This window comes from Massilia sp. LXY-6 (assembly GCF_051233485.1).
In the GTDB taxonomy this organism is placed as follows: Bacteria; Pseudomonadota; Gammaproteobacteria; order Burkholderiales; family Burkholderiaceae_D; genus Telluria.
Genome location: NZ_JBKFGF010000012.1, coordinates 123,014 through 146,385 on the forward strand (window position 1 = coordinate 123,014; position 23,372 = coordinate 146,385).

The window sequence follows — 23,372 nt, forward strand, 5'->3', positions numbered from 1 at the left end:
GAAGGAGCCCACTCATGTCCCTGCGCGAGCGTTTGTCCGGAACCGACGAGGAGCGCCAGCACCAGCCCTTGCCGGAAGTGGCCCAACAGGCCTACCAGGAACTGAAGAAGACCATGCACCAGATGATCCTCGACCGGATCGATCTGGAGCGCCTGAAGCGCCTGACCAGCGAGCAGTTCAAGCACGAGCTGGCGCTGCTGGTCCAGCGCATCATCGAGGAAGAGCGCATCGTGCTGAACCAGCAGGAGCGCCATCACCTGGTGCTGGACATCCAGCATGAGATGCTGGGCTTCGGACCCCTCGAGCCCTTGCTGAACGACCCGAGCGTCTCCGACATCCTGGTCAACACATACAGCAAGGTGTACGTCGAACGGCGCGGCCGCCTCGAGCTGACCGACATCACCTTCCACGACAATGCGCACCTGATGAAGATCATCGAAAAGATCGTCTCGCGCGTCGGCCGCCGTGTCGACGAGTCGAGTCCGATGGTCGATGCGCGCCTGCCCGATGGTTCACGTGTGAACGCGATCATTCCGCCGCTCGCGGTCGACGGCCCGCTGGTGTCGATCCGGCGCTTCGGCGCCATCCCGCTGATGGTGCAGAACCTGCTCGACTTCAAGAGCGTCACGCCGCCGATGATCAAGGTGCTGGAAAGCCTGGGGCTGGCCAAGGTCAATATCCTGATCTCGGGCGGCACCGGCAGCGGCAAGACCACCATGCTGAACCTGATTTCCGGCTTCATTCCGGGCAACGAGCGGATCGTCACGATCGAGGACGCCGCCGAGCTTCAGCTGCGCCAGCCCCACGTGGTGCGGCTCGAAACCCGTCCGTCGAACATCGAAGGCAAGGGCGAGGTGACGCAGCGCGCGCTGGTGCGCAACGCCCTGCGGATGCGTCCGGACCGCATCATCCTGGGCGAGGTACGTGGCGCGGAAGCGCTGGACATGCTGCAGGCGATGAACACCGGCCATGAAGGTTCGCTGGCGACGATTCACGCGAATACGCCGCGCGACGCGCTTGCGCGCCTGGAAAACATGGTCAGCATGGCCGGCGTGAACCTCACTCCGCGCGCGATCCGCCAGCAGATCTGCTCGGCCATTACCGTGATCCTGCAGGCCTCGCGCCTGACCGACGGCACCCGCAAGGTGGTCAGCATGCAGGAGGTCACCGGCATGGAAGGCGAGATCATCTCGATGCAGGAGATCTTCCGTTTCGAGCAGACCGGCGTCGATTCCGACGGCAAGGTGCTGGGCCACTTCTGCGCCACCGGCGTGCGTCCGCGCTTTGCCGAACGTCTCAGGATGTTCGGCGCGCCGGTACCGGAGGACACTTTCGATCCTGACCGCATCTTCACCTGAAGTGCGACGCGGAGCCTTGCATGGACATCCTTTTCTACGGTTTCGTCGTCTTTCTGTTCGCTGCCGTCATTCTTGGCATCGAAGGGACGTATTTGTGGTGGGTGGGCAAGCATGGTGCTGCGGCGCAGCGCGTGGCGCGGCGCCTGCAGCTCATGTCGGGAAATGCGGGCCGTTCCAGCGAACGCATATCGATCCTGAAGCAGCGCCGTTTCAGCCGGCACGATGTGATCGACCGGATGCTGCACCACCTTCCTGTCGCGCACCGCATCGATGAACTGCTGATTCAGGCAGGGATGAAGTGGTCGGTCAGCTATTTCCTGCTGTGGTCGGGCGCGGCGCTGCTGGCTGGCGCCTTCCTGGTCGTGCGCTGGCCGTTGCCACTGGCGATGCGTTTTTCGATCGCGCTTCTGTTCACCCTGATTCCGCTGTGGCTGGTGCGGCGGACACGGATACGGCGGCTGGCGTGCATCGAGGAGCAATTGCCGGACGCCGCCGACTTTATCGCACGTGCGTTGCGCGCCGGCCACTCCTTCACCAACGTGCTGCAGATCGTCGGCAATGAGTTGACGGAACCGCTCAGCGGCGAATTTCGCATGGTGCGCGAAGAAATTAACTATGGCGTGTCGTTGAGCGAAGCGCTGCACAACATGGCGGCACGCATTCCGCTCACCGACCTGCGTTATCTGATCATCGCGGTCCTGATCCAGCGCGAGACCGGCGGCAACCTGGCTGAAATCCTAGGCAGCATCAGTTCCATCATCCGTAGCCGCCTGAAGCTGGTCGCCCAGGTGCGCGTCCTGTCGGCCGAGGGCCGGATGTCGGCCTGGATCCTCGGCCTGCTGCCTTTCGCGGTCGGCGGGATCATGATCGTGATTAACCCCAACTATATCAAGCTCCTGTGGAGCGACCCGTCCGGAATCAGACTGCTCTGGTACGCGCTGGCGATGATCATCGTCGGCGTCATCTGGCTGCGCAAGGTAATTCGCATTCGTATCTGAGGAAGCGTCGATGAATACTGCACAACTACTGTTCCTGCTGTTCGTGTTCATGATCGTCTGCGCGCTGGCGTGGCTGGGCATGTTGCTGTTCGCCCCCGCCGCTTTGCGTGCGCGCCTGGCCAGTTTCATGGGCCGTTCCGATGACGTCAATGCAGACGGCAGCAGTTGGGTCGAGCGCGTCGCGCAGGCGGCACGCCCCTTGACCAAATTGTCGGTACCGGAAGAAGGCTGGGAAAAGTCGGCGCTCCGTGCCCGGTTCATGAACGCGGGCTGGCGTAACCCGGCGGCGCCGGCGCTGTACTTTGCGTCGAAAAGCGGTCTCGCGCTAGGGTTTCCCGCCATTGCAGGTATCGTGCTGGCGCTTGTCCCGGCCACCCTGGACGCCACGAAAATACTGTGCGTGCTGCTGCTCACGGCGGCGTGCGGCTACTACCTGCCGAACATGGTCCTGGCAGCGATCGTACGGCGCCGCAAGCAAGAGATTTTTGAAACCATTCCTGACGCGCTCGACCTGCTGACCGTCTGCGTCGAGGCCGGCTTGAGCCTGGAGCGTGGACTGGTCAAGGTGGCATCCGAAATCCACATCAAGAGTGTGACGCTGGCGCAGGAACTGCAGCTGGTCCTGATGGAAATGCGCGCAGGATTCAGCAAGGAAAAGGCGTTGCGCAACTTTGCCTTGCGCGTTGGCGTGGACGACATCGATGCGCTGGTCGCCATGCTGATCCAGTCCGAGCGCTTCGGCACCAGCATCGGCGACGCCTTGCGCGTGTATTCGGACAACCTGCGCAACAAGCGCCGGGTCATCGCCGAAGAGGCCGCTGCCAAGATCGGCCTGAAGCTGCTGTTCCCCCTGATCTTCTGTATTTTCCCGACCTTGCTCATGGTGCTGCTGGGCCCGGCCGCGATCCAGATCACGCGCACCTTCAGTGCCATCAACGGCACCAACTGATTCTTTTGCGGAGATCGTCATGCGTACCCGATTCCTGACCCATACCTTGTTCCTGCTGTGCAGCGGTGCACTGCTGCTGGGCTGCAGCAGCCCGCTGGTGCGGCAGGAAGCGGCGCCCACGGCGGCGGCCGACGAGCATTATGTGCGCGGCCGTAACCTGCACCTGGCGCACCGCTACGACGAGGCGGTCGCGGCCTACCAGGCCGCCCTGCAAGTAGATGCCAACCACGTGAATGCGCGCAACGGCCTCGCGATCGCTTACGCCGAGCAGCGCGACTTCGACAAGGCGATCGCGGTCTGGCGCGGGCTGACGCGCGGCGCCACCATGGCCTCGGGTCCATCCGCCGCCTTCCTGTTCGGTAACCTGGGCCATGCCTACTTCCTCAACGGGCAATATGATGAGGCCCTGGCTGCGCTGGAGAAGGCTTGCCTGCTCGATCCGCTGAACCACCGCGCCTGGCAGCGCCTCGGCGAGACGCTGCGGCAGCTCGGCCAGGAAGAGCGCGCCGTGCAGATGCTGCGCCAGGCCAGTGCCCTGCGCGAGCATGACTTCCGCGCCGATTACGCCGCCGCGGAAGGTGGCGCCAAGCTGCCGGCGATCGAAAAGGCGATGAAGACGAATCAGCGGCCCGATCAGGACTGGGCCTTCGTCGAAGTCGTGGCCAAACCCAACGGCATGCTCGAGCTGCGGCGCGTGGCCTCGGCCCGCAGCGCGCCGCCGGCCGCGCCAAGCGCACCGATGCCGCCAAAGCAGGACAAGGATCTGCCGCTCGTCGCCGCGCTCGAAATCTGCAACGGCAACGGGCGCCAGGGCCTGGCACGGCTGATGTCGCGCCAGCTGCGCGACCCGGACGTCAAGGTGGTGCGGCTGACCAACGAGAAGGGCTTTGCGGTGCGCCAGAGCCGCATCGAGTACCAGGCGGCCTTTCGTGTCGTGGCCGAACGGCTGGCCGGGCGCTATGGCGCCAGGCCGGTCGAGGTCAACATGAGCGGACGCGCGAACGTCAAGCTGGTGATCGGGCGCGACCTGTCGGCCGAATTGATTGCCAGCCGTTCCAACGCGTTGCCCTCAGCTCATGCAAGCGCAGCCGGCGCCCCCTGAGGGCGCTAGTGCCGCTTTCACAACAGTATCGGGCGACAGCCTAAACCGAAATTGGGAATAATAAAAATCTCAACAAATCGGGAGAATTGCCATGGCTCTTACTCGTCGTTTCCAGTCCGCTATTGCCCAATCCGTTATCGCCGGCACCCTGCTGGTTTCGGTCGTCGCCTGCGCCCCGACCCCCACCCGTGAAGGCACCGGTGAGTACATCGACGACTCCCTCATCACCGGTAAGGTGAAGGCCGCCTTTGCCGCCGACCCGACCGTCAAGGCGACCCAGGTTCAGGTGGAAACGTTCAAGGGTACGGTTCAGCTGAGCGGTTTCGTCGACTCACGTGAAAGCGCCCAGCGTGCCGTCGAACTGGCGCGTGGCGTGAAGGGCGTGAAATCCGTGAAGAACGATACGGTGATCCGCTAAGCCTGCGGCAAAGCATCCGGCACGGCGGCCCAGCCCCGTGCCGGTGGTGCAGCCAAGTTACTGCCAGCTCACCTTGCCGAATCCACTCGTGGTCGCGTTGCGCATCGCCGGCTTGCCGTAGACGGTGGCCGAGCCCATGCCATTCAGGTTGACGTTGGCCACAGTCCTGGCAAAGACGCTGGCTCCGCCCAGGCCCGACATGTCGAGGTCGACGGTATCGGCGCGCAGTTGCTGCGCGTCGAGGCTGCCGACGCCGCCCAGGTGGGCGCGCAGCACCTTGGCTTGGCCGCTCACGCTGATGTGGCCCGCACCGCCGAGCTGCAGCTCGATGCGGTCCGCCTGGCCCGTCGTGTTCAGCGTGAGGCCGCCGACGCCGCCCAGGTGGGCATCGATGTCGCGGTACTGGCCGCTGACTTTCACGGCACCCGCGCCATCCAGCGACACCACCAGCCTGTCGCCGCTGAAGCCCGACACCTCGCTCGACCCCACCCCTTCGGAGACGAATTCCTGCAGGTTCGGCACCGTGAGGTCGGCACGCAATTCATTGCCCTTGTTATTCCCGAAGTGCATGTTATTGCTGTCGGTGTCGATCGTCAGGGTGTCGCCGCGCTGGGTCGTCGTGATCTGCGAGACGTAGCGGCGGTCGCCCGAGATCACCAACGAGGGCGTTGGCCCCTGGCGCAGGTTCAGGCGGATCACGCCGCCCAGGTGGACCTTCGAGACCTTGGCGTCGACGGGGCGGTTTTCGTGAACCAGATCGTCCGCCCAGGCGCTGTGTGCCCCCATCGAGAAAGCGGTAGCAAGGAAGGCGGTGCCGAGCAGTTTATTCATGACTTGTTCTCCTTTTGGTTTGCCGATGAATCCACTATAGATTGGCTCGCCGTGGAGAAATGGCCGATTGCGACAGACTGCAGCATCGGCGGTATGAAACGTAAAATCCCCGCAACACGTCTGGCGCGATGCGCCGGCACCTGGTGGCGGTGCAGGAGGCAAGCCAGGCCTGCGGTGCCCGCGTCAGCGGCGCGGTCGTATGGCTGGCCCTCTACAGCGAACCGGTTCGCCTGCTGCACTATTTGGCCGACAATAGATTTACACAGATTCAGAAAGCAAAAAGCCCAACCATGAAGAGACCCCTGCTGGTATTGCTGCGCAGATACAAGGGCATGCGCCGCAGGGTGTCCGCGAACAGAACTACATCCGGCGTCCGCTCGATCTGCTACGTATGTGGCATATCAGGGTTGAAATGTGGATGCTTGAGCAGGCGAATATAAACATTCTGCCAGCCGACCGCCCTGGCCGAAAAGCACTACCGTCGGCGACCAATCGACCTTTTGCACGAGTGGCACGATTTTGTTGAAGCATGGCTATTGGAGAAAGCCCTTTTGACCCGATTCTTTAATTGTGCAGCATGCCCTCCGGCAGGTCGGCCGGGTCCTGGGGAGCTGGCTGAGCTGTTTTCAGCTTTTTCTGCCTGAGGAAGATAAGCCTGAGCCAGCAACATGCTGCCATTGTCCAGAGTACCCATACCGCGAGCAGGAAGGATATCGGATGAGGCAAGTGCGCCGCCCAGCACAGGTGAGCCGCTGCCCCTAGGGCGATCATGGAGCATGGGACAAGCAGACCACTTCGGCAAAGGGGAATCCCCGACCAGGGGAAGAGGTACAGGCAAGACGTAAATGCCCACACCGGCGTTACCCATTCACTCAGTAGCGCATCGGCTCCAAGGTATCCCATGCCAGCCAGTAAAATTCCTGAAGCCACATCGGCGGCGCGAGGCAGACTGCCATTTTTCGCGCGCACGGACACGGACGTGTTCTTCGTCGCAACAGCCCAGTAAGGAATGACACGACGCCAGATGAGCGCAGAAATCGAGATACCGATAAGTGCGTTCGTAATATGCGCGACCGGTTTTCCTCCGAACCGAAAAGTGCAGGCTTCCAACAGTAGGAAGCCGAGAGTGATAAACAAGAATGCAGCGAAACTGGTGTTCCGAATAGAGGAATCGAGTGCAGCATTCCCTTTTTTCATGGTGCCCCCCCGGTAGTTGTTTTCATCGGATACGAAGCATTAACCTTCTGCCTTTCTTTCTCCACTTTGTTGTAGTGCTTTCATAATGGCAATCGAGGATGTGCCAAGGATTGCTTTATATCAATCTTAGGATATGCCTGCTGAGGGAACTGCAGTGGACAGGATTTCGCAATGTAGCGTGGGCCTAACGCCGCGCTCTCCTGAAGGACGGTAAGGGGCGCAGACCTAGATGTGTTCGAGCAGACCATGAACTACGAAGTGGCTCGCACCTTTTCCGATCCATTGTCCTGTGCGGTCGCATAGTGACATACCCGAATTCCGGCATTGATCGTCCGATTTTTTCTATGGTTGCTTGAAATCAATTGCACTAAACCATGAGCCGATAGACTCGTCTGGTGAAGGCCGAGATTTCCTGAAGCCATGAAATACGAACGATGAGGGAACATATGGCACCGAAGCCCAATCTGCCAGACGATTGCCGTCGCGCTACGGGTATTACGGTAACCAGTATGCGCTATCGTATGGCGCCTCGCCACCGCGAACGAGGCGCCTTTGCAATCATGAGTGTGCCCCTATTGGTCCTGATTGTTATCCTTTGTGGCCTAGCACTGGCCACAGGGCAACTGTATAACCGGAAAGTCGAGCTGAGCGGAATAACAAGGGCTGTGGCTCTGGCTGCAGCGAAGGAGTTGAATGGAACCAGTGCCGGGATCATTTCAGCCCAGACAAAGGCCAAGCAGACGGCGGAACTCTTCACTTACCAGTACGGCGTTTCGATCATATGGAATGATGCTGCCCTGACGTTCAGTACCACCCCTGCGCGAACTGGAGACTGGCGCCCAAGCTCTGGGATCTCCGATGCTTCGGCATATTATTTTGCCAAGGTCGATATCTCCGGTCTCGATGTGCAGGTCAGCACAGTGCATCCTTTGATCATGCCGATCTTTTCGAGCGCGCTGAGCACGATAACGGTCAACTCCAGTGCGGTAGCGGGCCGGGCCAGCATCAATGCGATTCCGGTTGCGATCTGTGCGATGTCGGACATCGCTGCCGACCAACGGAGCAACACCGGCCTTACTGACAATGAACTGGTGGAGTATGGCTTTCGCCGCGGCGTAAGTTACGACCTCATGCGGCTCAATCCCAAGGATATTACTCCAGCACGCTTCCTGATCAATCCCGTCGCCGGACCAGGCATGTCTAGCTCATCGTTTGACATCTCGATCTCTGGCCCATTCGCGTGTACCGGCACCATGTGGATGCCCGAGCTGCAAAGTAGCACCATCCACGTCACCTCTCTGCCTTCGACATCGCCTCTCAACTCCGTGTATGTGCAGCTGAATTCCCGGTTTGACGACTATACCGGGAACTTGTGCAGCCCGAACAGCGCACCGCCGGACACGAACGTGATGCCCTATCCAAATGATGTCAACAACGGCGCGCGCTGGATGAACCCCACGCCTGGCAGTCGGGCAGCAGTCACCACGACCGAGCGTGGGAGGCTCGAGACCGTGGCCGACATACCGCCGCCGGGCAGCACCATCACGGGCCTGAGCGCAGCTTCGTTTGGTCCACTCTGGGCCTATACCAAGGCCGTCAAGTATTCCGCGACTGTGCCGTCTGGTGGTTACACGCCGTTCACCACCGGAGACTGGGGCAAGCTGTACTACAAGACTGGTCTGTCTGCGCAGAGTAATTACCAGAACACGCCCTACAGCCCCCCGGTCGGGACCCTGAATCCAGGTACCATCTCATCGCCTTCCCCGAGCCGGAAGAACTTCGCGACGTCGAACAGCCGCGTATTGTATGTCCCACTGCTTTCTTGCAAGGACGGGGTGCCTTCCGGTTCCAATGTCACGGCGACTGTCGCAGGGATAGGCAAGTTCTTCATGACTGTTCCGGCGACGGCGGACACTTTGATTGCCGAATTTGCTGGAGCGGTGCAAGGAAATCAGCTCACAGGCCAGGTGGAGCTCTATCCATGAAAATCCCGACTCGTAAGCTTGTGCCGGTCGTGCGCCAGCGGCAGCGTGGCGTTGCAGCAATCGAACTGGCAATCATATTACCCCTCTTCATCATAGCGTTGGCGCCCGTGATTTTGTGGGCACGGTACATGTGGCATTACACGGTCGCCCAAAAAGCAGCCCAGGACGCTGCACGCTATCTGTCGACCGTTTCCAAAATGGAATTGAGATCGAAGACCTTGGGCGGGTACGCCCAGGCTGTTGCCAACGAGATTGCTAGGACAGAAATCGCTGAGTTGGCTCCTGGCGAGGATATTTCAAACGCCACTGTAACCTCGAGCTGCGATGGCAATAATCCCTGTGTCTCAGTGAACGGGAAACAGCCACCTCAGAATGTCAGCGTAGAAGTCGGCTTCAATTTTTCGGATCCAATCTTTAATGCCTATCTTGGGCCTTACGGCATGTCCATCGACGTGAAAGTGGTAATGCGCTATGTGGGCAACTAACCCGTCGAGGGGCATACGCCTGCGCCCCCGCACTTCACAGGCAGGAACGACAGCCATTGAGTTCGCGCTACTGGCTGGACTTTTCTTTACGCTCGTGTTCGGCACCATCGAGGTTGCGCGGCTCATGTTCGTCTACAATACCCTGCAGGAAGTCACCCGTCGTGCCGCTGTGGCGGCCGTCAACGTGTATCCCGGCGACACGACCGCGATCGACAAGGTGAAACAGGATGCTGTGTTCCGAACCTCACCTGGCGACCTTGCACTGGCGCCGCCGGTATCAGACCAAAATATCCGTATCGAGTACCTGGCACTCTTGCGAGATACCTCAAGTGGCGCGTTGAGCCTGTCGAAGATTGACCAGAGTGCATTGCCCACCTGCGCAGCCAAGAACCGGCAGATCTGCATGCAGAACCCAAATGCCGCCAACTGCATCCGCTTCGTCCAGGTCAGTGTCTGCGACACGGCGGACTCCAGCAATTGCGTGCCGGTGAAATCGCAGATGCTGCTGCCGCTGGTTGACCTGCGTCTTCCTCTCCACAAGGCGACGACGATCGCGACGGCCGAATCCCTCGGGTACGTCGCGGGCACAGCACCGTGCCCATGACTCTAGCTTCAAGGGGGCAGGCTGCACTGTGCTGATTGCGGCTCTTCGCCTGCTGTTTTCCGGCCGATGAACGCCCCCTGCCATGGTTCCCGGCAAATCAGTGTCGGGAACCTGCAGCAGCCGAAGTCGTGCAGACGCGGGGCACTAGTCCGTGGCCGGGCCGGAACCTGCAGTCGGATGTGGCCACAAAAGTCCGGCAGCACAACTATCAAGTTTGGGAGACTGATAATCGTGCCTGCCAAAAGCTACCAAAAAGTATCCCATGAGGACGGCTGAGTCCTCATCCTGCCCTTGCCGGCCTTAGCGGCATTCACTTCGGGATCCTAAAAGGTAGTAAAACGCGTGTCCACATTACGCAACGGTCGCAGTCTCGGACCGTCGTTCGATGGAAGCTGCCAGGAAATATGCTCCAGTTGTATACAGGGCGATCAACAGCACGAATCCAGCCGTGTTTGGCTCTGCTATGAGCCAGCCTCCAGCACTCAACCCTACCACGGCAAGGATCGGCGCCGGCGCGATCAACAGGAAGTATCCGGGCAGCAGAACCAAATTTAGTGCAGGAGAGCGCACTGCAAACGCGAAGACCGCGAGAACGAGATAGGCCATCGTTCCAACCGCGGCCCCAGCAGCTACCTTTGAAAAAGGGCGGTCCGTCATAGTGTCTCCATTGCGTCCATAACTTCGGGAAACTCTTACTTCAAGGCGGCGAGGGAAAGAGCCGATTGAACAGAAATCGACGTCTTTGTGTTGTCAGAAAAGTTGTATCTAAGCACAGCATGCTCCTGCATTACCCTTGCAACTTGATTTCAATCCATAGCTTGGTAGCTTGCCGCCAACGCTGTTTAAAGGCTTAGTACCGTCGAGTGGATCTCTCGTTGCCATGGCATGCTCCTTCACATCGAGATAGTACGCCGCCATGACGTTATGGATTTTGTCCATACACTCTAAGCTCGACTTTGTCCATTTGAAGGCGCGTTCGCGAAGAAAAATAAGCCCGAATGTATAGTTACTGATTGACCGACTCTTGGCGGAGGGAGGTTAATCATGGCAACTATTTCATCCGGGCTTACCAGAGCCATTGTAGGACTGTCCGACCTGTTTTCCAAGCGTGCCTGGCCACTGGTGCAGGTACTGCTGGCTGGTGCCATTCTGGCAGTCGGGCCGCGCACGGTCAGTGCGGTGTTGCGCGTCATGGGATTGTCGCAGGAGCGGCAATTCCAGAAATACCACCGTGTGCTGAACCGCGTGAAATGGTCGACACTGGGGGGCGGGCGACGACTGCTCAAGCTGCTCATCGAGGCGTTCGCACCGGATGGTCCGTTGATCATGGCGCTGGATGACACGATCGAACGGCGACGTGGCGCCAAGATTGCCGCCAAGGGCATCTATCGCGATCCGGTGCGCTCGAGCCACGGTCATTTCGTCAAGGCCAGCGGCTTGCGCTGGTTATGCCTGATGCTGGTGGCGCCAATCCCATGGGCGAATCGGTGCTGGGCGCTGCCGTTTTGTACGGTACTGGCGCCGTCCGAGCGCTATTACCTGCAACGTGGACGGCGTCCCAACAAGCTCACGGACCGCGCCCGACAACTGCTGTTGATGGTCAAGCGCTGGGTGCCCGAGCGCTCCATCGTGGTGGTCGCCGACAGCAGTTTCGCGGCGCTGGAACTGCTCGATGCGGTGCGCCGCAAGGTCTGTGTCATCACCCGCTTGCGGCTCGATGCCGCCCTGTTTGATCCGGCACCGCAGCGCGCACCCGGCACGATTGGACGACCGCGCCGTAAAGGAGAGCGACAACCAACGCTGAAAGCCATCTCGACCGCCAAGGATACCCACTGGCGTGCCGTGAGACTGCATCAATGGTACGGCCAGGGCGACAAGGTCGTCGAGATCGCTACTGGCACCGCCGTCTGGTTTCACAAAGCCCTACCGACGATACCCCTGCGCTGGGTGCTGGTGCGTGATCCGCAGCACAAACTCACACCACAAGCGTTTCTCTGCACCGACGAAACTGTTGAACCCGAACAGATCCTCGCCTGGTTCATCCGCCGCTGGCAGATCGAAGTGACCTTCGAAGCACGTGCGCATCTGGGCATGGAAACGCAGCGGCAATGGTCCGATCGTGCCATCGCTTGCACCACACCTGTCATCCTCGGGCTGTATTCGATCGTGTCATTGACGGCCAGGCAGCTGGTTCCACAAGACGGCCTGATGAGCCGGCATGCTGCCTGGTATGCCAAAGACAGCCCCACCTTTTCCGACACGATTGCCCTGGTGCGCCGCTCGTTATGGAGCGAGGCGATTTACGGCGGGTCGGGGCGCCAGGGCGACATGCTGAAAATACCCCGCGCCCTATTCGACCGCCTGACGGAAACGGTTTGCTACGCCGCGTAGATGGACAAAGTCGAGCTAAGTAAAACATCTCATTTAATCTATTCCATCGCTCGCGCGTTGTCTGCCATACGCTTTTGCCATTTAATGACGTTTTCTTCATATCACGAACTGCACCGGACTTGGGATCCCCTGAGTATTAAGTGAACAAATTACATCGCAGCTTGTACGCCACATCCTTCGCCTAGCTCAGGATGTTCAGTTCACTGTCGACGGCCATGCTACGCAAACCAAAGGGCCGGATCGCAAGCGCCTCGGTTTGAATTCCTTCCTGACCGGCTGTGAGGGCAAGGCAAGCCGGCCCAATATACGCCCCGTCCTTCGGCGGACGGCAGCGAAGGGCCCGACAGGACAACGGGATCGCGCCGCGCAGGCGCCGGAAGTCCGGCGGTAGCCCAATTCGCCTACGAAGCAACCGCGCGCGCAGGATGTTGTGTACTGCCGGCACGATACGGCTTCGGTGCCGGAATCTCGCCCTGCAACTGTGACGCATGGATCAGCATGGGTGCTACGAAAATCAGCTTGCGCTCTCGTTTCCCGACTCCACAAGCCTGCATCCGGAAATGCCCCCTGCGCCAATGCGGCGCCACGGCACTGCCGCCCTCATGGCCTGCATTCTCGTCGGGCAGGTCATCCGGTCCAACCCGGATGCCGTTGTAGAGGGACTCGACGCGTTGAAGCAATCGGGCCCGCTTCTTGACCCCGAGTCCGGCGATTCGCCGCATCGCTTCGTCGTATTCGCGATGCTCGATGGCGCGTGCCTGCCTGAGCGCCATGTAGAGGAAGACCTTGACCACATAGCTCACCGCTGCGTACATGGGTTTGTAGAAGGTCTCTATCGACCGTCCCGTCGCCGTGTCGAGAACCCGGTTGAGCCATTCGCCCAAGGGCTTGTCGTCCCGCTCCGTTTCCCCCAGCAGGGCGACCTGACCGCTAAAGCAGTCCTGGCGCTGGCTGACGAAAATAAGCTCGAGCGTCCACTTGGCGGTTGCATCGCCGTGGCGGTTCGATGGCGGGGTAAAAAAGCAGAACACACCGTCGAACAGACGGTCCGGCAAATCCGAATCCGGCACGTTCAGGTGGCGGGCGGCCTCCGGACCGAACCTGAGATATTGCGCAGGATAAGGAGGCGCAACCATCTTCATCGGCAGGTCCAGGTCCATGTCGGAATTGAGCAGCAGGGTCTCGAGTGCCGGCGTCGCCTCGATGATCGCCCCTTTTTGCAGTTCGTACTTCAGGTTTGCGCTGATCGATATGGCCTGCATCCGCGCGTCGACCTGCGCCCGTGCTTCGGCTTCCATGCTGTCGTGCCTGTCCGCACGCATGACGTTGAGCTGCTGCTGGATCTCCTGGCGTATGCTCCAGCACGTCGCCTCCGGGTCCGTCCACCGCGTCCATTCCGGGCCGCTGCCCAGCGCCTGCTTCCAGGCGTCGAATGCACCCTGGTTCCGGAACTGAACCGGGTACGGCCGGCCATGGAGCCTTCCGACGCGGCTCTTCTTCAAGGCCGGGCCGACCTCGATGCGCTCCACTGCCGGGGCGTTCGGGTAACTGCTGTTTGCGGGCCTGAGAACAATGTCCATTCCCATAGGCTTTCCGTTGGATACGTGCTTGCGCATGCTCTCCCCTTGTTTTGCGCTGCTTGCTGGCAATCAAACGAAAAATGTAGAACCCGCCCGTCAGTTCACATTGCGATCAATCAAGCTGAGCAAAATCAGCACGTATGGCGAAAGTTCGCTGCACTGCCGCTGCCCATCAAGACAACAGCAGAGCCCGGTTCTTGCTTATTATCAAGGCCGTCTGAAAGCGCTTGGTTACCTTAGCCGATGGAAATTTGACAGCTTTACACCATCGGAGGCAACACATGGACGGAAGCCAAGCGATCGCGGCGGGAGCTGCGCTATCGGCGTTCGGTCACGATGCGCAGCACGACCGCCTGACGCGCCTGGACTTCCCCCGCAACGACGGTCCGGATCGCATCCTCCTGCCGAACCGACTCAAGGCGCACGAGGAAGTCTCGCGGTGCTTCCGCTTCGAGGTCGAACTCCTGTCGGACGACGCGCGGATTCCGCTGAAGGCAATGATGGCCAGGATGGTCACGATCTCGCTCGTGCGCGAGGACGGATCGCTGCGCTACTTCAACGGCTACGTCACCGAATTCCGTTTCCTTCGCACCGATGGTGGCTTCGCGTTCTACCACATGGTGCTCGAGCCCTGGCTGACATTCGCGAAGCTGCGCAAGGACAACCGTTCGTTCCTCGGCAAGAGCGTCATCGAAATTACCGAGCTCACCTTTGCCCATTACCGTCAGAACGACTGGAATCCGGTCATCGTTGGCGAGTATCCGCGGCTGACCTGCGCCAACCAGTACGACGAGACCGACTACAACCACCTGCACCGGCGCTGGGAGGAGATCGGACTGCACTATTACTACGAGCACCGGGCCGACGGGCACACGCTCTTTCTCAGCGACCGGAGCACGCTCGCCCAGCCCATCGATCCGACCGGGATCGACGACTCCGGCGGGATCCCATTCCGCGACCAGGCCGGCTCGCTCGAAGACGACGGCATCCGCGAATGGAGCGCCGTGCGCCGGCTCGGCTCCGGCCAAACGACCCTGGCCAGCTTCGACTACAAGAACCCGGTCGCGCAGCGCTCGACTGCCGAGTCGCTCAACAAGCAGGGCGACGTCTACCCTTACGAAATCTACGAGAACACGGGCGCGTACGGTTTCCGCACCCATGACGACGGCGAACGCCTTGCGCAGCAGCGCATGGGCGAGCGCGACGCGAATACGCAAACCTTCGAAGCGCGCGGCAACGATCGTACCGCCCAGCCGGGCCGGTGCTTCAAGCTCGGCGGCCACTTCAGCGCCGAGCTGCGCGTTCCCAAGCACGGCGAGCCGGCCCAGCCCAGCATCCGCGACCGCGACTACCTGATCCTGTCCGTCGACCACGAAGCCAGCAACAACTACCAGGCCGGGCCGGGCGCGCCATCGCATTACGAAAACACGTTCCGCTGCGTACGCAAGGACATCCAGTGGCGCCCGGGTCGCCACTACAACAGCCAGCCCTGCGTCTATCACGGCATCCAGACCGCCATCGTGGTCGGCCCGGTCGGCGCCGAGATTCATACCGATGGCTACGGGCGGGTCAAGGTCCAGTTCCACTGGGACCGGCTGGGCAAGCGCGACGAGAACAGCTCGGCCTGGGTGCGCGTGATGTCGCCGGGCGCTGACGTCGAGTTCGGGCATATCCGCCTCCCGCGGGTGGGCGAGGAAGTGGGCGTGGTCTTCGTCAACGGGAACATCGACCACCCGCTGATTCTTGGGGCGCTGTACAACCACACCCACATGCCACCGTGGCGGTTGCCTGAGCAGCAGGCCTTGAGCGGTCTGCGCAGCCGGGAGCTGCAGGCGGGCGAAGCGAGCGGGCGTGGCAACCACCTCATCCTGGACGACACGAAGGAACAGATCCAGGCACAGCTGAAAAGCGACCATCTCGCCAGCCAGCTCAGCCTCGGTCATATCAACCGCATCGAAGACAATGCCGGACGCAAGGACGCGCGCGGCCAGGGCTTCGAGCTGCGCACCGACGGCCACGGCGCGGTGCGCGCGCAGCAGGGCCTGCTGCTCAGCACCGAAGGACGGCCGAACGCCCGCGCCCATATCACCGACATGGCGGAGACGCTGGCGCGCATGGCGCAGGGCCAGGAGTTGCACGACAGCCTGTCGCAGGCCGCCCAACAGGCGCAGGCGCACCAGCCGGGCGACCAGGACCAGGTCGCCGCCGCGCTGAAGGCCCAGGTCGACGCCATCAAAGGCCAAGGGGGTACACCGGCGCAAGGCGAATTCCCGGAATTCCAGGCTCCCCACCTGCTTCTAGCCAGCCCCGCCGGCATCGAAACCAGCACACAGGGTTCCACCCACCTGATGAGCGTGGAGCACACCGCCCTGACCAGCGGCGGCCATGCCAGCCTGAGCGCGGGCAAGAGCCTGCTCGTCAGCGTAAAGGAAGCGGTGCGCATGTTCGCCTACAAGGCAGGCATGAAGCTGGTGGCGGCCAGCGCCGACATCGACATCACCGCATTGAAGGACAGCGTCAACATCCTGGCCAAGCTCAACATCACCCATACCGCCAACCGGATCACGATCACGGCCAAGGAAGAGGTAGTGATCAACGGCGGCACCAGCTTCAGCCGCTGGAACGCATCGGGAATCGTCCATGGCACCAACGGCAACTGGGTCCAACACGCGGCGCATCATAGTTTCGTCCCCGGCAAGAGCGAAGGCACGCCGAGCTTGCCGCAGCCCGTGCAGCTAGCGCCGGGACAGCTCGACCTGTATCACCAGTACGTGAATCCGGAAGGCGCTCGGCGCCAAGGCATCCGGCAAGGCGACTACACCGTCGTCGACGCCGAAGGTGGCGTCCACCAGGGGACGCTCGATGGCAACGGCTTCGCCAGCGTGAGCGGCCTGCCGATGGGAATGGCCACGGTCAGCTACGGCAAGGACCCGCGCGACCCGTGGGATGAAGACAGCTACTTCGGGCAGGCAACCGAATGGCCGACCGTGGCGCCGCCCGAGGCTGGCGCCGCTGCGGCTGCCGCTACCGCGGCAAGGTCTGACCGGCCAGCGCCGGCACCGGGGACGCAGAACCCCGGACTGCTCGCCGGCGCCAAAGCTGCGGCAGGCAGTCTCAACGGCGCAGCCGGCAAGTTCGGCGCGATTGCGCAAGCCGCGGAGCAAGCGGCCAGCGCGGTGCAGTCGCTGCCAAAAGGCGGTGCGCAAGCATTGCTGGCGCCGGTCGGACAGGCGGGCATGGCCAATGTTGCGGGCAAATTCGCAGCCGGCGCGACGGCCCTGGATACCTACGGCGCATTAAGTGCTGGCAAGCCTGCCGCCATCGTCGCGTCCACCCTCGGTTTGCCCGGATCGCTGCCGCGCATCGGCGCTGAAGTTCCGCTCTCGATCCCGAAAAAATCCGTCATATAAAAAGATAAAAAGCCACCATGACCGAACCCACGCAAGCCCCGTCCAAGCCCGCCGAACGCGCGCCGGAAGTCGCAGTCGCCCCGCTCAACACAATAGACCAGCGAGACATCGGCGCCGGCGCCGCCGCCTTCGACAAATGGCTGCGCAAGATCAGCTACGACTACGTCACGCTGGAGCGCCTGAGTACCGTGGCCGGCAGCCTGCCGGTGATCGGCAACATCATGGCGCTGATCGACGCCATCATGGACATGGTGGGGGTAATCCAGAAGGCCATCAAGAAGAAGGAAATCGAGTTCCTGCAATGGGTGAGCCTGGGCATCAACCTGATCGGCGTGGTCCCGGTGCCGCCGACGATGAGCGCGGCGCGCATGAGCCTGCGGCCGGCGCTGCACCTGGTCCGGCAAAAGCTGGCGCTGGGCGTCAAGGATCTCGGCCCAGCGCTGATCGAGGTGCTGATCGTGCACCTCAACGCCAGGCTGGCCGGCGAGATCGAAACCTTTGTCGACAGCGCGATGAGCAAACTGGCGGGCATCCTCGACGATTGCGCCAATACTGCCGATGGCATTGCCGACGACCTGATCAAGATCCTCAATCGCTGTATCGGCAAGGAACCGCTGTTCGATGTGGCATCCCCGGCGGCAGTGGAGGCCAAGCTGCACGACCCCAAGGTGGAAAGCAGCTGGCGCCGCATGCTTGGTGCCCTTGGTCGCCAGTACAAGAAGGCCGCGAACTATGCTGCCGCCGCGGCAGCCCGCCAGCTGCCACAGAGCGCGATAGCGGGCGTGACGGGCATCATCGGTCACCTGACCGACTTCAAGGGGGCGTTTCGCGGCAAGCTCGCCGCCTTGGCCGACGAAAAGGCGCAGATGAGCATCCGGTGGATACTGATGCGGCTGCGCGACGCGGTCACCAAGCACAAGAAGCGGTATCCGGTGCTGGTCCCATCAAGCAAGGGCGCGGACCACAGGAAGAACAACCCCGGCCACGAGCTGGGCGCCACCGGCCGGCAACACTCGGCCACGGGCGACGCCAATGCCTGCAAGCTGTGCCCCGCAAAAGGCGGCACCGCGCACTCGATAAGCTTCGCTACCGGCGCCGAAACCTTCACCCACCTTGACTTCGTACTGGATGCGCCGCTCCCCATCGAATGGAGCCGTACCTACCGCAGCCAGCTGAGCGCCTATGACCGCGGCAATCTCAGCGCGCGCTGGCTGACCCCGTACAGCACCCGCATCGACGTCGTTGGCCAGGGCAAGCCCGTCGGCCTGCTCTATCACGCCGCCGACGGCCGCAGCCACCGCTATCCGTGGCTGGGCATCGGCCAGTCGCACTACGACCCTGTCGAGCAGATCACGCTCACCCGCATGAGCGCCACCCTGCTCACGCTCGACTTCGGCAAGCCGCTGCCGGAGGGCGAACCCAGCCCTTGGCGCGAAACCTACGAGCTGGTCGACACCGTGCGCGCCAAGGCGGTCGACCTGGGCAAGGAGCATTTCCGGCTGATCGCGCTGCATGCCCGCGACGGCGCCGCCCTCGGCCTGCGCTACGACCACGTCGTCGCCACTGGCCCCTACGCCGGCGAAGCGGTGCTCAGCGACATCGTCAGCAAGCAGGGCGAGACCATCATGGCCCACGCCGGCACCCAGATCGACGCCGATAGCGGCCGCATCCAGGCGATCTGGGAAATCAAGGATGGCAAGCTGCTGCGCCAGCTTGCCGCCTATGACCACGACGAGCACGGCGACCTGGTCCGCGCCCAAGACGAAAACGGCGCCGCCTGGCACTACCAGTACGACCGTCACCTCGTCACCCGCTACACCGACCGCACCGGGCGCGGTATGAACCTCGCCTACGATACCAGCATCGACAGCGGGCTTCACGCCAAAGCGATACGCGAGTGGGCCGACGACGGAAGCTACGACACCCGGCTCGAATGGGACAAGAACATCCGCCTGACCTACGTCCTTGATGCGCTTGGCCACGAGACCCGCTACTACTACGACATCGCTGGCTACACCTACCGCATCGTGTATCCGGACGGGCGCGAGGAATGGTTCTTCCGCGACGACGCCAAGAACGTCGTCCGCCAGATCCACACCGACGGCAGCAGCGAGCACTACCGTTACGACGAGCACGGCAACCTGCTCACGCACACCCGCGCCGACGGTAGCCAGGTCCACTTCGAGTATGACGGCCAGCACCGCGTCATCGGCATCCGCGACGGCGAAGGCGGCACCTGGAAGCGCGACTACAATGCGCAGGGCCACTTGGTCGAGGGAACAGACCCGCTCGGCAACAAGACCCAATACGCGTACAACAAGGCGGGCCAGCCCGTCGCAGTCACAGACGCCAAGGGCGGCGTCAAGATACTCGCCTACACTCCGGACGGCCAGCTCGCCGGCTACACCGACTGTTCCGGGAACAGCAGTCAGTGGAAATATGACGAGCGCAAGCGCCTGGTCAAGCGCATCGACGCCGCCGGCAACGTCACCCGCTACCGCTACACGCCGCTCAGTGTCGAAACGCTGGCACGAGCGCACAGCGAAGGCCCCGACAACGGCAATTATCCCGGACAGCTGGAAGCCGTCATCCACCCCGACGGCAGCCAGGAGCAGTTTCGTCACGATGCCGAAGGCCGGCTGCTGGCGCACACTGACGCACTGCAACGCACCACCGCCTACCGCTACACCGCAGCCGGACTGGTCGCGAAGCGCACCGACGCGCTGGGGTACAGCCTGCGCTACCAGTGGGATGCACTCGGCCGCCTGTCCGCGCTGGAAAACGAAAACGGCAGCGTCTACCGCTTCCAGTACGACCCGGTCGGCCGCCTGCTGCAGGAACAGGGCTTCGACGGCAAGGCAACCGAATACCGCTACGACGAAGCCAGCGGGGTGCTGGCGGAAACCATCGAAGCCAGCGTGACCACCCGGCTCGACTTCGATCCCATGGGCCGGCTCGTGCAACGCCGGGCCGCAGCCCCCGGCCAGCCGGAGCAGATCGAAACCTTCGCCTACAACGCCAACGGCCAGTTGGCCGAAGCGAAAAACGAACACGCCAGGCTGCAATGGTTCTACGACGCTGCCGGCAACCTGGTGCGCGAGCACCAGCACTACCACGGGCCCTTTTATCCCGACAGGGGCACCGCGGTCTGGCACCACCACTACGACGAACTCAACCAGCGCACCGGCACCACCCGCCCCGACGGCCACCGCATCGAATGGCTGACCTACGGCGCCGGCCACGTGCACGGCCTGCTGCTCGACGGGCACGACCTCATCTCCTTCGAGCGCGACGCGCTGTACCAGGAAACCGGCCGCACCCAGGCCAACGGCCTGCTGCAAACGATGAAGTACGACCCGCTTGGGCGCCTGCTCGAGCAGCAGCTCGGCGCCATCGCGCAGGCCGGCCGGAAGGACCAAGGCGGCATGCAAGCGGCGATCGTGCGGCGCTACCGCTACGACCCGGCCGGCCAGCTGACCGGCCTTGACGACAGCCGGCGCGGCCGCATCGACTACCGCTACGATCCGATCGGACGGCTACTGGCGGCAAACAGCGCGTTAGGTCATGAAACCTTCGCCTTCGATCCGGCCGGCAACATCCAGGCAGCCGATAGTGTGCAGCAGGAGCCCATGACCCGGCGCGACCCGCTGCCTAAGCTGCCTAAGCTGCTGGACAACCTGCTCAAGGAATATGCCGGTACCAAGTACCGCTACGACGACCGCGGCAACCTCGTCGAATGCGTGCAGAACGGCGAGCGGTCCGAGTATGCATGGGATGCGTTCAACCGGATGACCGGCGCCACGACCTGGCGCGGCGTCACTACCTTTGCCTACGATCCGCTGGGGCGACGCATCGCCAAGCACAGCCAGGCGATGGAAGGCCCTGCCTTGCGGGAGACGGTCCGGACCATGTACGGCTGGGACGGCGACACGCTGGCGTTCGAAAGCAAGGTGTACCGGGGCCATGCGGCGGGCGAACGGACAGTGCATTATGTGTACGAGCACGACAGTTTCGTGCCGCTGGTACAGGCCACGCGAAGTCGGGCGCTTCGACTGGCGCCCACCACCGATGTCAAGGCTCTGATGGCGGGCACCGATGGCAAATACGATATTGCACTCGATCCGCTGTGGAACGGGGAATTCGAGCAGGAAGCCGAGCCGTTCGGTAAGGAAGAGATCGCCTTCTATCAATGCGACCATTTGGGCACGCCGCAGGAGTTGACGGATTGCGAGGGCAAAGTCGCGTGGTCGGCGCAGTACAAGGCGTGGGGGCAGGCGAAAGAGGCGATCAGCGCTGCGGCGTATAAGGCCGGGATACGCAATCCGATCCGGTTTCAGGGGCAGTACTTTGATGATGAGACGGGGCTGCATTACAACCGGCATCGATACTACGATCCTGATACGGCGAGGTACCTCACCCAAGACCCGGTCGGGCTCAATGGCGGTGAGAATCTCTATAGGTACGCGCCCAATCCAACGGGATGGATGGACCCGCTGGGGCTTACCACATGCACAGGATTTCCAATCAAAAATAACTCTGCAAGAAACCTTTTGAAAGCACGAGGACTTTCAAAACAACAGCAACACGAGGTAGTAAACAGTTTTGATGGTCAAATTTATGCTTCTCAGGGGCGGGCCGGTGAGCAATTTGTAATTACTGAATCCGACGCAGGAACAGCGTCAGGAGTATTTGTGACACGATGCTCTGCTGGGGCAACACCTGCGGAAAGACGACAAAAACTTGCGCTTCCACAAAGCAATACAGCAGAATTTGAAAGTCCTGTTGCCCTAACTCGGAATCAAATGCTACTTGAAGGAAAAGTGGCGCCTCAGCTACAGTGGGGATCTGACAAAACCGGAGGGGGGTGGCAAGTCGTAACCGCCGGAGGCAAATACACAGGAGCAGTCAAACGATGACGACATTTTCAGAATTAGTTACCAGCATCATCTCCGATTTGCGTCAAGGGGGATTTGTCAAAGACGCTGATGAGTTGCAGCATCTTGCTAATTTGGCGCTAGACCAAACTCTGTTGGCAGATACGCGTAAAGATGCTTTGAAAAAAATAGAAATGCGTTGCCACGTGAAGTGGCTTGGAGATCTTTACTTGCCTCATTTATCGCAAAAAGAGTGGTGGGGGAAGCTTGAAAAACTTGGTAGGTCAACCAAGAAGCAAGTGCAAGCCATTTGATATTTCCAAGGGCAGTATCATGATGAAGAGACAGGGCTCTATTACAACCGGTATCGGCATTACGATCCGGACGGCGTACGCTACATATCGGCTGATCCTATTGGCCTGCTCGGCGGGACGAATGCTTTTCAGTACGGACCCAATCCGACGGGTTGGACAGACCCTTTAGGTCTGCGGAGCAGCAAGATTGACATCAGCTTTACGCTGGACTGTTCAGGGCGCCAGACATTTTGCCGGAGCTTTTTTTCGTTGGAATCTCACGGAGATCATAGTGCACTTAAAAAAAATCACTGTGACTGCAAGCGTTATGCTTGCAGCATCTATGGCAATGGCTGAGCCGGCACCAAAAGCTGTCGATTCGAGTAAACTTTATGGGCGTTTTGAAAAAGCCGGATATTCATCCTTAGAGCTTATGGAGACCACTAAACGGGTACTAATTTCAGGTGTAGTACTTGATGTTAGCCAATCATTTAGTGGCAATTCAATTTTGAAAGTTGGTGTGCACGCCAATTCGCAAGAACTAGCGAGGCTGACCGCTGCCGATGATGCTCAGGAAAATAAGCTAAACGCTTTGCAAGCTGGCGCTAAATTCAAGGCCGTTTGTGATTTGGCGTTCTCCTCAGGGGCACAATATTTGTCTTTTGAAGGGTGTGTTTTCAAATAAAACTGCCTAAGATTGCATTTAACCAGGGCGTGCGCACGGCACGCCGGTCAATTCTAAATGTTATAGCAGCAATCACCGATTGCACTGCAAGCGTCAGCTAAGGAAGCGCTGAACAAATAGGTTTTGCGCCCGAGTCGAGACGACAAACCAGCATCGGATGCCACGGTGGTCGAATTCAGGTATTTTTCGCGTCTGGTGCGGGGTCTCGAGAC

At 61.1% G+C, this 23,372-nt stretch carries 17 protein-coding genes and 2 pseudogenes; 15 read left to right on the top strand and 4 right to left on the bottom strand.

The window, feature by feature from the left end:
* Window positions 1-14 precede the first annotated feature (14 nt).
* The 5 genes from ACI48D_RS07225 (at window position 15) to ACI48D_RS07245 (ending at window position 4,825) form a co-directional block, all read left to right on the top strand.
* Complete coding sequence (locus tag ACI48D_RS07225; protein ID WP_435570543.1) at window positions 15-1,358, top strand: CpaF family protein; 1,344 nt, start codon at window positions 15-17, stop codon at window positions 1,356-1,358.
* Between the two features lie 20 nt (window positions 1,359-1,378).
* Entirely contained in the window at window positions 1,379-2,356 is a 978-nt protein-coding gene (locus ACI48D_RS07230) for a type II secretion system F family protein (RefSeq protein WP_435570544.1), read from the top strand.
* Between the two features lie 10 nt (window positions 2,357-2,366).
* On the top strand, window positions 2,367-3,305 hold the full coding sequence (locus ACI48D_RS07235) for a type II secretion system F family protein (protein ID WP_435570545.1): 939 nt from the start codon (window positions 2,367-2,369) through the stop codon (window positions 3,303-3,305).
* Between the two features lie 19 nt (window positions 3,306-3,324).
* The gene (locus ACI48D_RS07240; protein WP_435570546.1) at window positions 3,325-4,407 is read left to right on the top strand and encodes a LytR C-terminal domain-containing protein; all 1,083 of its coding nucleotides are present in this window, start codon (window positions 3,325-3,327) and stop codon (window positions 4,405-4,407) included.
* 91 nt (window positions 4,408-4,498) lie between these two features.
* On the top strand, window positions 4,499-4,825 hold the full coding sequence (locus tag ACI48D_RS07245; protein ID WP_435570547.1) for a BON domain-containing protein: 327 nt from the start codon (window positions 4,499-4,501) through the stop codon (window positions 4,823-4,825).
* Window positions 4,826-4,882: 57 nt separating this feature from the next.
* On the opposite strand, the gene ACI48D_RS07250 is transcribed toward ACI48D_RS07245, so the two are convergent.
* On the bottom strand, window positions 4,883-5,656 hold the full coding sequence (locus ACI48D_RS07250; RefSeq protein ID WP_435570548.1) for a head GIN domain-containing protein: 774 nt from the start codon (window positions 5,654-5,656) through the stop codon (window positions 4,883-4,885).
* 295 nt (window positions 5,657-5,951) lie between these two features.
* Here ACI48D_RS07250 and ACI48D_RS07255 point away from each other — a divergent pair.
* A pseudogene (locus ACI48D_RS07255) lies at window positions 5,952-6,182 on the top strand (hypothetical protein); the annotation flags it as partial.
* A gap of 38 nt (window positions 6,183-6,220) precedes the next feature.
* On the opposite strand, the gene ACI48D_RS07260 reads toward ACI48D_RS07255, so the two are convergent.
* Window positions 6,221-6,853: a hypothetical protein gene (locus ACI48D_RS07260; protein WP_435570549.1), complete on the bottom strand. Its 633-nt coding sequence runs from the start codon at window positions 6,851-6,853 to the stop codon at window positions 6,221-6,223.
* Between the two features lie 446 nt (window positions 6,854-7,299).
* Between ACI48D_RS07260 and ACI48D_RS07265 the strand changes: the two genes are divergently transcribed.
* From ACI48D_RS07265 to ACI48D_RS07275, 3 genes are read left to right on the top strand one after another with little or no spacing between them, the layout of a single operon-like run.
* Window positions 7,300-8,838, top strand: a complete 1,539-nt coding sequence (locus ACI48D_RS07265; protein WP_435570550.1) for a pilus assembly protein TadG-related protein — start codon at window positions 7,300-7,302, stop codon at window positions 8,836-8,838.
* Entirely contained in the window at window positions 8,835-9,323 is a 489-nt protein-coding gene (locus ACI48D_RS07270) for a TadE/TadG family type IV pilus assembly protein (protein ID WP_435570551.1), read from the top strand. Before ACI48D_RS07265 ends, ACI48D_RS07270 begins: the two co-directional genes overlap by 4 nt.
* Window positions 9,310-9,927 carry a TadE/TadG family type IV pilus assembly protein gene (locus tag ACI48D_RS07275; RefSeq protein WP_435570552.1) on the top strand — a complete coding sequence of 206 codons (618 nt, stop codon included), beginning with the start codon at window positions 9,310-9,312 and terminating at the stop codon, window positions 9,925-9,927. Before ACI48D_RS07270 ends, ACI48D_RS07275 begins: the two co-directional genes overlap by 14 nt.
* Before the next feature lie 351 nt (window positions 9,928-10,278).
* Here ACI48D_RS07275 and ACI48D_RS07280 read toward each other — a convergent pair whose 3' ends face one another.
* Complete coding sequence (locus tag ACI48D_RS07280; RefSeq protein ID WP_435570553.1) at window positions 10,279-10,584, bottom strand: hypothetical protein; 306 nt, start codon at window positions 10,582-10,584, stop codon at window positions 10,279-10,281.
* Between the two features lie 387 nt (window positions 10,585-10,971).
* Between ACI48D_RS07280 and ACI48D_RS07285 the strand changes: the two genes are divergently transcribed.
* Window positions 10,972-12,318, top strand: coding sequence for an IS701 family transposase (locus ACI48D_RS07285; protein ID WP_435570554.1), 1,347 nt, complete (start codon window positions 10,972-10,974; stop codon window positions 12,316-12,318).
* A gap of 401 nt (window positions 12,319-12,719) precedes the next feature.
* Here ACI48D_RS07285 and ACI48D_RS07290 read toward each other — a convergent pair whose 3' ends face one another.
* Window positions 12,720-13,934 (bottom strand): hypothetical protein, encoded by a 1,215-nt coding sequence (locus ACI48D_RS07290; protein ID WP_435570555.1) that lies wholly within the window; start codon window positions 13,932-13,934, stop codon window positions 12,720-12,722.
* A 245-nt stretch (window positions 13,935-14,179) separates the two neighbouring features.
* Between ACI48D_RS07290 and ACI48D_RS07295 the strand changes: the two genes are divergently transcribed.
* The 5 genes and pseudogenes from ACI48D_RS07295 to ACI48D_RS07315 all read left to right on the top strand — a co-directional run bounded on the left by ACI48D_RS07295 (window position 14,180) and on the right by ACI48D_RS07315 (window position 23,160).
* Window positions 14,180-17,308, top strand: a complete 3,129-nt coding sequence (locus ACI48D_RS07295; RefSeq protein WP_435570556.1) for a type VI secretion system Vgr family protein — start codon at window positions 14,180-14,182, stop codon at window positions 17,306-17,308.
* Between the two features lie 17 nt (window positions 17,309-17,325).
* Window positions 17,326-22,224, top strand: a complete 4,899-nt coding sequence (locus tag ACI48D_RS07300) for an RHS repeat-associated core domain-containing protein (RefSeq protein WP_435570557.1) — start codon at window positions 17,326-17,328, stop codon at window positions 22,222-22,224.
* Window positions 22,221-22,496 (top strand): hypothetical protein, encoded by a 276-nt coding sequence (locus ACI48D_RS07305; protein ID WP_435570558.1) that lies wholly within the window; start codon window positions 22,221-22,223, stop codon window positions 22,494-22,496. The genes ACI48D_RS07300 and ACI48D_RS07305 overlap by 4 nt, the downstream gene beginning before the upstream one ends.
* Window positions 22,497-22,511: 15 nt before the next feature.
* Window positions 22,512-22,658, top strand: a pseudogene (locus ACI48D_RS07310) (RHS repeat-associated core domain-containing protein); the annotation flags it as partial.
* A gap of 25 nt (window positions 22,659-22,683) precedes the next feature.
* Window positions 22,684-23,160: a hypothetical protein gene (locus ACI48D_RS07315; RefSeq protein ID WP_435570559.1), complete on the top strand. Its 477-nt coding sequence runs from the start codon at window positions 22,684-22,686 to the stop codon at window positions 23,158-23,160.
* The last annotated feature ends 212 nt before the right edge of the window (window positions 23,161-23,372 follow it).